Annotated in this window: 11 protein-coding genes; 3 read left to right on the forward strand and 8 right to left on the reverse strand. The window is 71.4% G+C overall.

Annotated elements, in window-relative coordinates; genetic code table 11:
* Positions 1 to 71: 71 nt before the first annotated feature.
* Positions 72 to 860: a 3-hydroxyacyl-CoA dehydrogenase gene (locus tag ACFWN7_RS16830; protein WP_376940022.1), complete on the forward strand. Its 789-nt coding sequence runs from the start codon at positions 72 to 74 to the stop codon at positions 858 to 860.
* A 91-nt stretch (positions 861 to 951) separates the two neighbouring features.
* Here ACFWN7_RS16830 and ACFWN7_RS16835 read toward each other — a convergent pair whose 3' ends face one another.
* The 3 genes from ACFWN7_RS16835 to ACFWN7_RS16845 all read right to left on the reverse strand — a co-directional run bounded on the left by ACFWN7_RS16835 (position 952) and on the right by ACFWN7_RS16845 (position 3,930).
* Entirely contained in the window at positions 952 to 1,932 is a 981-nt protein-coding gene (locus tag ACFWN7_RS16835; RefSeq protein WP_376940014.1) for a permease prefix domain 1-containing protein, read from the reverse strand.
* Positions 1,929 to 2,264 carry a PadR family transcriptional regulator gene (locus tag ACFWN7_RS16840; protein ID WP_376940023.1) on the reverse strand — a complete coding sequence of 112 codons (336 nt, stop codon included), beginning with the start codon at positions 2,262 to 2,264 and terminating at the stop codon, positions 1,929 to 1,931. Before ACFWN7_RS16840 ends, ACFWN7_RS16835 begins: the two co-directional genes overlap by 4 nt.
* 223 nt (positions 2,265 to 2,487) lie before the next feature.
* Positions 2,488 to 3,930, reverse strand: a complete 1,443-nt coding sequence (locus ACFWN7_RS16845; RefSeq protein WP_376940015.1) for a helix-turn-helix domain-containing protein — start codon at positions 3,928 to 3,930, stop codon at positions 2,488 to 2,490.
* Positions 3,931 to 4,074: 144 nt separating this feature from the next.
* Between ACFWN7_RS16845 and ACFWN7_RS16850 the strand changes: the two genes are divergently transcribed.
* Together ACFWN7_RS16850 and ACFWN7_RS16855 are read left to right on the forward strand one after the other, a co-directional pair.
* Positions 4,075 to 5,928, forward strand: coding sequence for a phosphoenolpyruvate carboxykinase (GTP) (locus ACFWN7_RS16850; RefSeq protein WP_376940016.1), 1,854 nt, complete (start codon positions 4,075 to 4,077; stop codon positions 5,926 to 5,928).
* Between the two features lie 122 nt (positions 5,929 to 6,050).
* On the forward strand, positions 6,051 to 6,482 hold the full coding sequence (locus ACFWN7_RS16855) for a DUF1622 domain-containing protein (RefSeq protein ID WP_376940017.1): 432 nt from the start codon (positions 6,051 to 6,053) through the stop codon (positions 6,480 to 6,482).
* Here the strand turns inward: ACFWN7_RS16855 and ACFWN7_RS16860 are convergent.
* The 5 genes from ACFWN7_RS16860 to ACFWN7_RS16880 form a co-directional block, all read right to left on the reverse strand.
* A complete protein-coding gene (locus tag ACFWN7_RS16860) occupies positions 6,472 to 6,969 on the reverse strand; it encodes a 2'-5' RNA ligase family protein (RefSeq protein WP_376940018.1) in 498 nt (165 codons plus the stop codon). The two genes, ACFWN7_RS16855 and ACFWN7_RS16860, sit on opposite strands and share 11 nt — an antisense overlap.
* 24 nt (positions 6,970 to 6,993) lie before the next feature.
* On the reverse strand, positions 6,994 to 7,821 hold the full coding sequence (locus ACFWN7_RS16865; RefSeq protein WP_376940019.1) for a hypothetical protein: 828 nt from the start codon (positions 7,819 to 7,821) through the stop codon (positions 6,994 to 6,996).
* A gap of 276 nt (positions 7,822 to 8,097) precedes the next feature.
* Positions 8,098 to 9,984, reverse strand: coding sequence for an ABC transporter ATP-binding protein (locus ACFWN7_RS16870; RefSeq protein WP_376940024.1), 1,887 nt, complete (start codon positions 9,982 to 9,984; stop codon positions 8,098 to 8,100).
* A gap of 442 nt (positions 9,985 to 10,426) precedes the next feature.
* Positions 10,427 to 11,335, reverse strand: a complete 909-nt coding sequence (locus ACFWN7_RS16875; RefSeq protein ID WP_376940020.1) for a carbohydrate kinase family protein — start codon at positions 11,333 to 11,335, stop codon at positions 10,427 to 10,429.
* Positions 11,319 to 12,236: a pseudouridine-5'-phosphate glycosidase gene (locus ACFWN7_RS16880; protein WP_376940021.1), complete on the reverse strand. Its 918-nt coding sequence runs from the start codon at positions 12,234 to 12,236 to the stop codon at positions 11,319 to 11,321. The genes ACFWN7_RS16875 and ACFWN7_RS16880 overlap by 17 nt, the downstream gene beginning before the upstream one ends.
* Positions 12,237 to 12,339 lie beyond the last annotated feature (103 nt).

The following is a 12,339-nucleotide window of genomic DNA, read 5'->3' on the forward strand; positions in this document are numbered from 1 at the left end:
CCGAATACGCGCTCGCTTCGACCCCTTCGACAAGCTCAGGGACCGGGCTCGAACCCACGAAAGGACACCATATGGAACTCGACGGCGCCGCAGCTCTCGTCACCGGCGGGGCATCCGGCCTCGGCAGGGCCACCGCCCGCGCACTCATCGACGGCGGGGCATCCGTCGTGCTCGTCGACCTGGCGGGCCCGCGCGGCGACGAGGCCGCGGCCGAACTCGGCGATCGCGCCCGGTTCGTCGCGGCGGATGTCGCGAATGAGGCCGAGGTGCGAGCGGCGGTCGATGCGGCGTCGGCGCTCGGCCCGCTGCGCGTGGCGGTGAACTGCGCCGGCATCGTGACGGCGAACCGCACCGTGGGACGCGAGGGGCCTGCACCGCTCGACGCGTTCGAGCGCACGATCCGGGTGAACCTGCTCGGCACGTTCAACGTGATCCGGCTCGCCGCGGCGGCCATGGCCGACACCGAGCCCGTGTCGGGCCAGGTGCCCGGCGGCCCGGCGACGCCGGAACGCGGCGTCATCGTGAACACCGCCTCGGTCGCCGCGTTCGACGGGCAGATCGGCCAAGCGGCCTACTCGGCGTCGAAGGGCGGCGTGGTCGGGATGACCCTGCCGATCGCGCGCGACCTGTCGAAGCTCCTCATCCGCGTCATGACGATCGCACCCGGGATCTTCGAGACCCCCATGATGGCGGGCATGTCCGACGACGTGCGCGCCTCGCTCGAGGCGCAGGTGCCGCATCCCTCGCGCCTCGGCCACGCCACGGAGTACGCCGCGCTCGTGCGCTCGATCGTCGCGAATCCGATGCTGAACGGCGAGGTGATCCGCCTCGACGGCGCGATCCGGATGCAGCCGAAGTAGGCGCGCCGCGCCGGTCGGTCCCTGAGCTCGTCGAAGGGGCGAACACGGCGGATGCCCCGGAGCCGGGCCCCGGGACATCCGCCGCTGGTTCTCAGTACCCGCCGAGCGCCGAGCCTCCGCGGCTGCGTGCCGCCTTCAGGAACCCGTCGACGATGTCCCACACGGTGACGCCGATCACCACGACCAGGATCACCGCGACGACGGGAGTGCTCGCATCGTCGCTCCAGGGCCATCCGACCGCCTCGACGAACGCGGGGTCGAGGAGCTGCCCGCTGAGGAACAGCCACAGCGCGGGCACGGTGAAGGCGATGTTCAGCAGCACGTTGAGCCCGGCCATGGTCCACGACCAGCCGCGGAGGTAGATCACGACCGCGAAGACCACCTCGAGAACGATCAACCCGAGAAAGTACGGGATCCAGAGCGACCACAGGTCCGGGTCGAGCACCGGGATCGCCTGGCGTTCGCCGTCGAGCCATACGACGCCGAACTGCTGCCACACGATCGCCGCCGCGAAGAGCGCGAGGAACACGACCGAAGCGATCAGGTCGCCGAGTCGCCCGGCACGGGCGTCGTCGCGCGGCTGCGGCAGCTGCTCGGGTGTCCATGTCGCGAGCGGCATCGCGGCGCCGGCCGAGCGCTCGAGCATCGCGAAGACGACGGTCGTCCAGAAGCCGAGATGCACGACGACCGCCAGCGCCGTGGTGATCGTCGTGCCGATCATCTCGCCGAGGTTCGCACCCGAGATGATCTGCCCGAGCAGCACGCCCGCCGCGGCGATCGGCACGACGATGACGAGCAGCATCTTCAGCAGTCGCCACCACGTGAGGAAGTAGCGGGGGCCGATGAGCTGCAGCGGGCGGTCGACGTACGTCGCCGCGAGCGCGGCCGGGTCGCCGAGGTCGACGAGGGCGGCCCGCTCGGCGTCGGTTGCGGTCGTGCCGTCGCTCGCCGCGAGACGTGCGTCGACGGCGTCACCGATGCGCTCCCGCAGCTCGCGGTCGAACTCGTCGCGCTGCGCCTCGGGAACGCTGCGGGCCGCAGCCCAGACGTAGCGGTCGGTGAGGGTGGTCATCGTTCTTCTCCTGAGGTGAGTCGGGTGATGGCGTCGTCGATGCGATTCCAGTCGGCGGTGAGCACGGCGGCGAGGGCCTCGCCCGTGGCGTTCGTGCGGTAGAACTTGCGCGGCCGCGCCTCATCGGTGTTCCACTCGCTCGTGACGAGCCCCTGCTTCTCGAGGCGGCGGAGCAGCGGGTAGAGCGTGTTCGCGTCGACCGTGATGCCGAGCTCGTTCAGCGACTCGAGCAGCGCGTAGCCGTAGTCGGCCTGCCGCAACCGCACGAGGCAGGCGAGCACGACGGTGCCGCGCCGCAGCTCCTGGATGTGCCCCGAGGTCGTGTCATCCATCGTCATGCATCACACGATACTGTGCGACACACACTAATGCAACCAATACTTCAATGCACGAGCGGATGCCGCGCCGGCGAGTCCGCGGACGATCCACGCGGCACGCCGGCGTGTCGACGGCGCTCGTGCGATCGATCCGCACAACGGAGGACGACCGGCGCCCGCGCTGTCCCACCGGAGCGGCGCGCCGGACCCGAAGGTGTTGCCGGCCCGCGGGACGCGCCTACTGCTCGGCGTGCGCCTCGAGGAACTCGTACACCTCGGCGTCGTCGACGCCGGGGAACGTGCCGGACGGCAACGGCGACAGCACGTGCACGTGCAGGCGGGCGCTCGGCCAGGCCCGGCCCGCCCAGCGTTCGGCGAGTCCCTCGGGCGGCCGGCGGCAGCACGACTCGTCGGGGCACGTCGAGGCCGCGCGCAGCGTGGTCTCCCGCCCGCGGAACCACTTCGCCTGGTTGAACGGCACTCCCACGGTGATCGAGAACTCCGCGGCATCCGTTCGCCCGGTCTGGGTGGCGCACCAGAACGTGCCCGCCGGGGTGTCGGTGTACTGGTAGTTCTCGGTCGTGCGGTTCGTGTGCTCGAATGACGTGCGGGCGCTCCATCTCTTGCACACCCACTGGCCCTCGATCGAGCCCGTGACATCGGTCGGCAGCGGCAGTCCGTCGTTCTCGTAGCCCTTCTGCAGCGCCCCGTCGCCGGCGACCCGCAGGAAGTGCAACGTCATGTCGAGGTGCTGCGTCGCAAGGTTCGTGAAGCGCAGCGCCGCCGCCTCGTGGGTGACGCCGAACGCGTCGCGGAAGTCCTCGATGGCGAGCCGTTTCTCCTTCTTCGCAGCCTGGAGGAAGGCGACGGATGCCTCGCGCGGCATGAGGCAGGCGGCGGCGAAGTAGTTGATCTCGAGCCGCTGCCAGAGGAACTGGTCGTAGCTCGCCGGAGGGGTGTGGCCGAGGAGCCGGTGCGCCATCGCCTGCAGCGCCATCGACCGGAGCCCGTGACCGCCGGGGATCGAGGCCGGCGGCAGGTAGATGCGCCCGTTCTCGAGGTCGGTGATCGAACGGGTCGAGTCGGGGAGGTCGTTCACGTAGATGAGCTGGAAGCCGAGGCGCTCGGCCATGACGCTCACCTCGCGGTGGGTGAGCGCGCCGGCGCGGTGTCCCGAGGCGCGCACCTGCTCCTCGGCGAGCTGCTCGATCTCGGGGAGGTGGTTGTCGCGGGCGCGCATCCGCTCGCGCAGGTCCGTGTTCGCGCGGCGGGCCTCCTCGGGAGTGGCGATCGCCTCGGTCGCGCGGCGCTGCAGTTCGCGGTGCAGGCCCACGATCGCCTCGAGCGACTCGTCGGCGATGCTGCGGCCCGGCCTGATCGTCGGGAGCCCGAGGCGCGCGTAGAGCGGGCTCGACTGCGCGCGGCCGAGCTCGAGCTCGAGCGCGGCGCGGCGGCTCGGCGCCTCACGGGCGAGGAGATCGGGAAGGGCGACCTCGAGGGCGGCAGCGAGGGCGTCGAGGGTGGAGAGCTTCGGCTCGCGCTTGCCGTTCTCGATGAGCGAGAGCTGGCTGCCGGCGAGGCCGACGGCATCGCCGAGCTGGTCGAGGGTGAGTCCGCGCTCGCCGCGGAAGTGCCGGATGCGGTGGCCGAGCGTCGCGAGATCGGGGGAGCCTGCCTTCATCCCTTAAGAATAGCGAAAGATCGCACATTCTTAACGGATGGACCGTACGCACGGAATGTCGAATCCGGCGCATCCTTGAAGTACGAACCGCTCCGGCCACGGTCGGGCACCGTCGAGCACCGCAGAACCACAGAAGGGACGACGATGACCATCTCGGACTTCTCGATCGGCACCGAGGCATCCGGCCGAACGCAGCACGGCACGAGCGACCCGGCCCTGCGCGCCTGGGTCGATGAGATCGCCGGCATCACCAAACCCGACGAGATCGTGTGGTGCGACGGCTCGAAGCAGGAGGCCGACCTGCTCACGAAGCAGCTCGTGGCCGAGGGCAAGCTCATCAAGCTCAACCCCGAGTGGCGCCCCAACAGCTACCTCGCGCGCACCGACCCCGGCGACGTCGCACGCGTGGAGGACCGCACGTTCATCTGCTCGACCTACGAGGAGGACGCGGGCCCGACGAACAACTGGCGCGACCCCCGTGAGATGCGCGAGGAGCTCACCCACGTGTTCGACGGCTCGATGAAGGGCCGCACGATGTACGTCGTGCCGTTCTCGATGGGTCCCCTCGGCGGACCCATCTCGCAGCTCGGCGTGGAGATCACCGACTCCCCCTACGTCGTGCTCTCGATGGGCATCATGACCCGCATGGGCGACGCGGTCTACCGCCTCATCGAGGCCGGCGAGCCCTGGGTCCGCACGCTGCACTCGGTCGGCTATCCCCTCGTCGACGGCGTCGGCCGCCGCCGTGCCGAGGTCGACTGGCCGTGCAACGAGACGAAGTACGTCGTGCAGTTCCCCGACTCGCGCGAGATCTGGTCGTACGGCTCGGGATACGGCGGCAACGCCCTGCTCGCGAAGAAGTGCTTCGCGCTGCGCATCGCGTCGGTGATGGCGCGCGACGAGGGCTGGCTCGCCGAGCACATGCTGCTCATCAAGATCACCTCGCCCGAGGGGAAGAGCTACCACGTCGCCGCGGCGTTCCCGTCGGCGTGCGGCAAGACGAACCTCGCAATGCTCCGCCCGACGATCCCCGGCTGGAAGGTCGAGACGATCGGCGACGACATCGCCTGGATGCGCCCCGGCCCCGACGGCCGGCTCTACGCCATCAACCCCGAGGCGGGCTTCTTCGGGGTCGCGCCCGGCACCGGCGAGTCGACGAATCCGACCGCGGTGCAGACGCTCTGGGGCAACACGATCTTCACGAACGTCGCGCTCCGGCCCGACGGCGACATCTGGTGGGAAGGCCTCACCGACAAGGCGCCCGCCGAGCTCACCGACTGGGAGGGCAGGCACTGGACGCCCGATTCGGGCCGCCCGGCCGCGCACCCGAACTCGCGGTTCACGGTCGCCGCGAGCCAGTGCCCGCAGATCTCCGACGACTGGGACGCCCACGACGGCGTCCCCATCGACGCGATCCTCTTCGGCGGACGCCGCGCCACCAACGTCCCCCTCGTCGCCGAGGCGCGCAGCTGGAAGCACGGCGTGTTCATGGGCGCGACCATCTCGTCGGAGCAGACCGCCGCCGCCGAGGGCACCGTCGGCGAGCTCCGCCGCGATCCGTTCGCCATGCTCCCGTTCTGCGGCTACAACATGGCCGACTACTGGGGCCACTGGGTCAAGATGGGGCGCATCCTCGGCGCGAACGCGCCGAAGATCTTCCAGGTCAACTGGTTCCGCAAGGGCGCCGACGGTTCGTTCCTCTGGCCGGGGTTCGGCGAGAACTCGCGCGTGCTCGAGTGGGTGGTCGGGCGAGTCGAGGGCTCGGCCGACGCGGTCGAGACGCCGATCGGCCTGCTCCCGGCATCCGACTCGCTCGACCTCGACGGCCTCCAGATCACGGATGCCGCGCTCGAGCACCTCTTCGACGTCGACCGTGACTCGTGGCTCGCCGAGTGCGACCTCACCGAGGAGTACTTCGCCCAGTTCGGCGACCGCGTGCCCGCCGCGCTGAACGCGGAGCTCGCGAGCCTGCGCTACCACCTGCGGCACGCCGAGTAGCTGCAGCGAACGAGGAGGGCGGATGCCGCGGCATCCGCCCTCCTCGGCGTCGTGCCGTGGTGTCGGCACGTCGCACCCGCATCGCGTCGCGACGGCGCTAGCGTGTGCCGCGAGGGGGCGGCATGGAATACGGCACGATCATCGAGGCGACCGGCCAGGTCATCGACGTCGTCGGCGTCATCGCGATCGTCATCGGCGTCGTCTACGCGATGCTCGACGCCGCGCTTCGCGGCCTGCGGCGCGTGAGCCCCGTCTACACGCGGTTCCGTCGCGTGCTCGGGCGCGCCATCCTCCTCGGCCTCGAGCTGCTCGTGGCCGCCGACATCATCAAGACCGTCGCGGTCACGCCGACGCTCGACTCGGTCGTGGTGCTCGCGATCATCGTGCTGATCCGCACGTTCCTCAGCTGGTCGCTCGAGCTCGAGATCTCGGGGCGCTGGCCGTGGCAGAAGTGGCGCGACGGCCGCAACGCCGACGGGCCCGATGCGGACGAGGTGTCGGCTCGGCCCGCGGCATCCGGCCCCGAAGCGTCCGGCCCCGCCGTCAGTCGCTGACGTCGGAGTCCCGGTCGCCGAGCCGCCACGACGCGATGACGCTGCGATGGTGCGCGCCCTCGGCCGGGCGCATGTCGATGAGCGCGAGGGTGTCGAGCGAGATGTGCTCGCCGGGCACGAGGTACGCGTGACGCTTGCGCGTGACGTGCGGGCGGAAGTCGCTGCGTGCGCGGATGCGATCAAGGTCGACACCCGCCTCGCGGAGCGCGTCGAGCGCGCCGGAGCGCAGGGCGGCGAGTTCTCCGCCGTCTCGCACGAGGGTGACCGGCACATCGCGGCGGCGGCCGAACATGGCCTCCTCACCGGCGCTCGCGCGCACCGGTGCGGCGGATCCGGCGATTCGGCTCACCGCGGCAGCGAGGTCGGCCACGGCGACGTCGGTGAGGAACGGCTCGACGAGGGTGACGTGCAGCGGCCAGTCGGCGACGGTGAACTCGTCGCCCGGCACGAGCGGCACGAGGGGCAGCACGACGACGAAGCGCGGCATCCGCCGATTCTAACCGCGTCGCGTTCAGGCGACGCGGTGCGGCTCGTCGAGCCGGCCGAGGAGGCGGAGCATCGCCGCGGGCGCATAGCGGAACTCGACGGTGCCGCTCGCGCCGGGGCCGGCGGAGCCGATCCACGTGCTGGATCCCTCGTGCACCCGCACCCATCCGTCCTCGAAGAGCAGGTCGGTGCCGATCACGAACGCCATCGCGGGCGTGTCGCCCTGGCGCACGGCGATCGACCCCTCGAACACCTGCGAGGCCTGGGCGTCCTGGTCCTCGCGGCACTGCACGCCCACGAGCGGGCGCGCGATCGGCGTGGCGAACCCGGTCGTCTCGAACGGGCTCGCCTTCGCGGCATCCGCGACGATGCCGAAGTTGACGCTCGTCGACGCGAGGCTGAGAGCCGCCTGCCCGTCGAGCACGAGCCGGCTCGACACGCTGAAGCGGTAGTAGAGTCGCCCCGCCTCGCGCGCCGGCGGCAGCACGGCGACGCTCGCCCAGTTGCGCGACCAGCTGAGCGGGCCTCCGTCGCGGTTCGGGCCGTCGTAGACGCTGGCGGTGACGCGCACCGCGCCGTCGTCGCGGGTCGGCGACGCCTGCAGTTCGCTCCGGCCGCGGCTCGATGCCGGCATCGCATCGCGCACCGCCGTGAACGCCGGCAGGCGCTGGGGCTCCCAGTGCCGCAGCCAGCCCTGGATACCGGCTTGGATGCGATCGAACGAGTCGCCGAATCCGGTGCGCGACGTCGCGGGGGCGTCATCCGCGGCGTTCGGCAGGTCGTCGATGAGGTCGACGGGCAGGTCTTCGAGGCGGGAGAGGTCGCGTGCGCTGGACACGGTTGCGATGGTCATGGTGATCCTTCGATCGGGGGAATGGCTCGGGGCATCCGAGTGGTGGATGCGGATTCCCACGCTACGAAGGCCGCCGTGCCCGGCCATCCGAGCCAGCACTGAGGTTCACTCGGGATGTCCCTGAACCGACGCCCGCCCCCTCCTCGCACGTGTCACGCCTTCACCGCACGCGTCACGACCTTTTGCCGGCGGCACGACCCGTGCAAGTGGTCGTACGCCGTCAAGAGGTCGTCACGAGGCAGCGCGAGCGCGCCAGAGCGCGCGGCTTCAGCGCCTTCAGACGAGCAGCTGGTGCGCGGCCAGGTCGCGATACAACGGCACGGATGCCACGAGCTCCGCGTGCGTGCCCTCGCCGATGACGCGGCCGCCGTCGACGACGACGATGCGGTCGGAGTCGATGACCGTCGAGAGGCGGTGCGCGATCACGATGAGCGTGCGCCCGGCCGCGACCGCGTCGATCGCCTCGCGCATCATGCGCTCGTTCAGTCCGTCGAGCGACGACGTCGACTCGTCGAGGAGCAGGATCGGCGGGGCGGCGAGGAGCGCCCGGGCGATCGCGAGGCGCTGGCGCTCGCCGCCCGAGAGCATGATGCCGTCCTCGCCGACGGCGGCGTCGAGTCCGGCCGGATCGCGGTCGAGCACGTCGCCGAGGTTGACGGCGCGCAGTACGTGCTCGCACTCGGCGTCGCTCGCATCGGGGCTGCCCAGCTCGAGGTTGTCGCGAAGCGAACCCGCGAGCACGGGGGCGTCCTGCTCGACGTATCCAATCTGGGAGCGCAGCTGCGCGCGATCGAGTGAGCGCAGGTCGAGTCCGCCCATCCGCACGGCGCCCACCGAGGGGTCGTAGAAGCGCTCGATGAGCGCGAGGATCGTGGACTTGCCGGCACCCGACGGCCCGACGAGCGCGATCCGCCGCCCGCGCGGCACCTCGAACGAGACCCCGCGCAGCACCGGTTGCCGCTCCGCCACGGAGGGCTCGGGCAGGTGCTCGTCGGGGGAGTCGTTCGCCGGGTCGGCGGAGTCCTGCCGTGTGGCCGCGTAGGCGAAGTGCACGTCGTCGAACTCGATCGCCGCGGCATCCGGAAGCACGCCCGCGTTGGCCTCGCCGACCATCAGCGCGAGGGGAGCGAGCTCGCGGTCGTGGGCGTCCTCGTCGGGCAGGTCGAGGATCTCCTGGATGCGCCCGAGCGCGCCGAGCGCCTGGTTCACCGAGGTGATCGCGCCGAATGCCTGTCCGAGCGGCAGGATCATCATGAACAGGAAGAGGATGAACGCGACGAGGTTCGCCACCGTGAGCGCGCCCGATGCGACGCGGAAGCCTCCGACGCCGAGCACGACGAGGAACGACACCTGCATCGCGATGCCCGCGATCGGCACGATGAGCGCCGAGACCTTCGCGACCTTCACGCCCGCCTGCCACGCGCCCTCGGCCTCGCCCTCGACGGTGCGGATCTCGCGGTCGGTGGCGCCCGAGGCGCGGATGGTGCGCACTGCGCTGATCGCGCGTTCGACGGATGCCGCGACGTCGCCGACCTTCTCCTGTGCCCGGTGCGATGCCTCGCGCACGTGCCGCGAGAGGAGGGTCACCGTGGTGATGGCGATCGCGACGACCAGCACGGTGAGTCCGAGCAGCACGGGATCGATGATGAGCATCGCGATGAGCGCGCCGATGAAGGTCACGGTGCCGCCGATCGCCTCGACGAGGCCCTGTGTGAGCACGGCGCGGAGCATCGTCGTGTCGCTGCCGACGCGGGAGACGAGATCGCCCGTGCGCCGGGTGTCGAACTCGGCGATCGGCAGGCGCAGCAGCTTCGCGACGAGTCGCTTGCGGCTCGAGAGCACGACGCCCTCGCCGGTGCGTTGCAGCAGGTAATGCTGGTAGCCCGAGATGATGCCGCTCGCCACGACGAGCGCGATGAGGGCCCACACGAGCCAGCCGAGCGGCTCGCCGGCCTCGACGATCGAGATGACCTGGCTGACGAGCAACGGCTGGGCGAGGCTCGTGAACGCCCCGATGATGCTCAGCACGGCGACCCAGATCAGCACGGGCCGGTGCTCGAAGATGAAGGGGAGCAGCTGTGCGAAGGTCGCGCGCGGGCCGGCCGGGGCGGGGCGACGGGCGAAGGGGCTGCGTCGGGCTCCGGCCCTCGCCGTGTCTCGCATCTCGGCCCGGGTCCGGTCTCGGGTCTCGGCTCGGGTCTCGGTTCGGGTCCGGGCTCGGGTGGTGCTGTCGCTCATGGTCTCTTCCTGGTCTGCGCGGAGAGCGGATGCCGCATCCGCTCGAATGCCGCGCCGTCGCCGCCTTGCAGCATACGTGCCTCGGCTGGCAGCTCAGCCGCGCCCGTACTGCTTGTGCACTGCCCGTTCGTGCGTCGCGGCCCACCGCGCAAATGAGGAGATCCGCGCTCACGAGGACGGATTCGCCGGGCGGGCTCAACTGGTCAGCGCAACACCTTCACGTCGGAGGGGTTGCGATGTCGAGGTTGGGTGCGCCGAGGTCTGTGCGTCGGCGGTTCTGGCCGGGGATCACGGCTGGCTTGTCGACGGTGGATGCGGCTGCCGCGGCAGCGATCGGCTCGACACCGCCGGAGTCGGTTCGACGGGTTCAGCGCGTGCGCTGCGCGCCCGGGTTCGTCAGCACGGATGCCGCGCTCGCGTGCCCGGCGACACACGCGGCCGTGACATCCGCCCCACCGATCATGGCCGCGAGGAAGCCCGCCGCGAAGGCATCGCCGGCGCCGGTGAGATCGCGGATGCCCGAGACCGGTGGCACGTCGACCCGCGCAGTCAGCTCACCCGCCTCGAGGACGTCGGTCGGCAGCCGCCCGTGCTTGATCACCACGATGGGAGCGACGGATGCCGCGACCGCGCCACCGCCCGTGAGCCCGAGCAGGGCGGCCTCGTCTTCGTTCGCGAAGAGCACGTCGGGTGCGCACTCGCGGATCGACTGCACCGTGTACTCCACGCCGAGTCCGGCGATGAGCCCGGTCGAGGATGCGTCGAGCGAGACGCCGGCGCCGGCCGAGTGCGCGAGGGTGGCGAGCCGGACGATCTCCGACCGCATCGGCTCCAGCTCGAACCCGTATGCGGGTATGTGCAGCCAGCCCATCCCGTCGAGCCAGGCCGGATCGACACCGTCGAGCAGCGCCGCGGCGGCGCGATCGGGGAACATGGTGCGCTCGCCCTCCGCGTCCACGAGGAGCACGATCGTTCCGGTGCGGCCGTCTCGCTGCACGCGAACGTCGACGCCGTGCGCCGTGAGGTCGGCGACGAGCGCCTCGCCCGCGCCGTCCGCGCCGATGCGACCGATGAAGCGGGTCGACACCCCGGCGGCCGCGAGGGCGGCCACGTTCGCGCCGCTGCCGCCGCGGGCGCGGAACACCTGCGCGGCCGTGTCGGTGGCCGTGCGCACGGGCTCGCTCGCCCACACGACGACGTCCTCGACGAGGTCGCCGATCACGACGAGCACGCCGCCGGGCGGCGCACCGGCGTCGGTCTCAGCCGGCGACGGCACGCGCGATCTCCGCCCCGAGTGCGACGTTGCCGCGGTACACCTCGAGGTTCACCTCGAGACTCCGCCCGCCGGTCGCGCGCTGCACGTAGTCGAGCAGGAACGGCGTCGTGTCGTGCCCGGCGACTCCGGCGTCGGATGCCGCGGCCAGCGCCTCGGCGAGCACCCGGTCGTGGAACGTCGGGTCGAGCTGCTGCGCCTCGTCGACCGGGTTCGCCACGAGCATGGCGGACGCCAGCCCCAGCTCGTCGCGGGCGCGCGCGAGCGCCGCGGCATCCGCTGCGCTCTCGATGCGGTAGTCGAGCGCGAAGCCCGAGTCGGCGACGTAGAAGCCGGGATAGCGGTTCGTACGGTAGCCGACCACCGGGATGTTGAGGGTCTCGAGCCGTTCGAGCGTCGCGCCGATGTCGAGGATCGACTTCACGCCCGCGCTCACGAGCGTGATGGGGGTCTCGGCCAGCGTGCCGAGGTCGGCGGACTCGTCGAACGTCTCGCTGGCGCCGCGGTGCACGCCGCCGAGCCCGCCCGTCGACATGACCCGGATGCCGGCGCGATGGGCGAGCCAGGCCGTCGCCGCCACCGTCGTGCCACCGTCGAGCGCCTTGGCGCGCACGATCGGCAGATCGCGCACGCTCACCTTCACGACGTCGCCGGCCTTGCAGAGGTGCTCGATCTCGGCGGGGGAGAGGCCGACGACCGCGACGCCGCCGATCACGCCGATCGTCGCGGGCGTCACGCCCGCGGTGCGCACGAGCTGCTCCGACTCGAGGCCGACCTCGAGGTTGCGCGGACTCGGCAGCCCGTGGCTGAGGATCGTGGATTCGAGGGCGAGCACGGGGGCGCCGGCCTCGATGGCGCGGCGCACCTCGTCGCCGATGCGGATGCCGGGTGCGGGAGTCTGCATGTCGTCATCGTACGAGCAACGGCCGACGGATGCCGCGGGCACGCGTGTTTACGCGGGTGACGCGCGCCCGCGACAACCGACGGCCGCGAGCGGATAGTGGCGG

This window comes from Agromyces sp. NPDC058484 (assembly GCF_042720415.1).
In the GTDB taxonomy this organism is placed as follows: Bacteria; Actinomycetota; Actinomycetes; order Actinomycetales; family Microbacteriaceae; genus Agromyces.

Coding starts and splice junctions, on each gene's coding strand:
- ACFWN7_RS16830 (WP_376940022.1), top strand. CDS start 72: ATGGAACTCGACGGCGCCGCAGCTCTCGTCACCGGCGGGGCATCCGGC.
- ACFWN7_RS16835 (WP_376940014.1), bottom strand. CDS start 1,932: ATGACCACCCTCACCGACCGCTACGTCTGGGCTGCGGCCCGCAGCGTT.
- ACFWN7_RS16840 (WP_376940023.1), bottom strand. CDS start 2,264: ATGGATGACACGACCTCGGGGCACATCCAGGAGCTGCGGCGCGGCACC.
- ACFWN7_RS16845 (WP_376940015.1), bottom strand. CDS start 3,930: ATGAAGGCAGGCTCCCCCGATCTCGCGACGCTCGGCCACCGCATCCGG.
- ACFWN7_RS16850 (WP_376940016.1), top strand. CDS start 4,075: ATGACCATCTCGGACTTCTCGATCGGCACCGAGGCATCCGGCCGAACG.
- ACFWN7_RS16855 (WP_376940017.1), top strand. CDS start 6,051: ATGGAATACGGCACGATCATCGAGGCGACCGGCCAGGTCATCGACGTC.
- ACFWN7_RS16860 (WP_376940018.1), bottom strand. CDS start 6,969: ATGCCGCGCTTCGTCGTCGTGCTGCCCCTCGTGCCGCTCGTGCCGGGC.
- ACFWN7_RS16865 (WP_376940019.1), bottom strand. CDS start 7,821: ATGACCATCGCAACCGTGTCCAGCGCACGCGACCTCTCCCGCCTCGAA.
- ACFWN7_RS16870 (WP_376940024.1), bottom strand. CDS start 9,984: ATGCGAGACACGGCGAGGGCCGGAGCCCGACGCAGCCCCTTCGCCCGT.
- ACFWN7_RS16880 (WP_376940021.1), bottom strand. CDS start 12,236: ATGCAGACTCCCGCACCCGGCATCCGCATCGGCGACGAGGTGCGCCGC.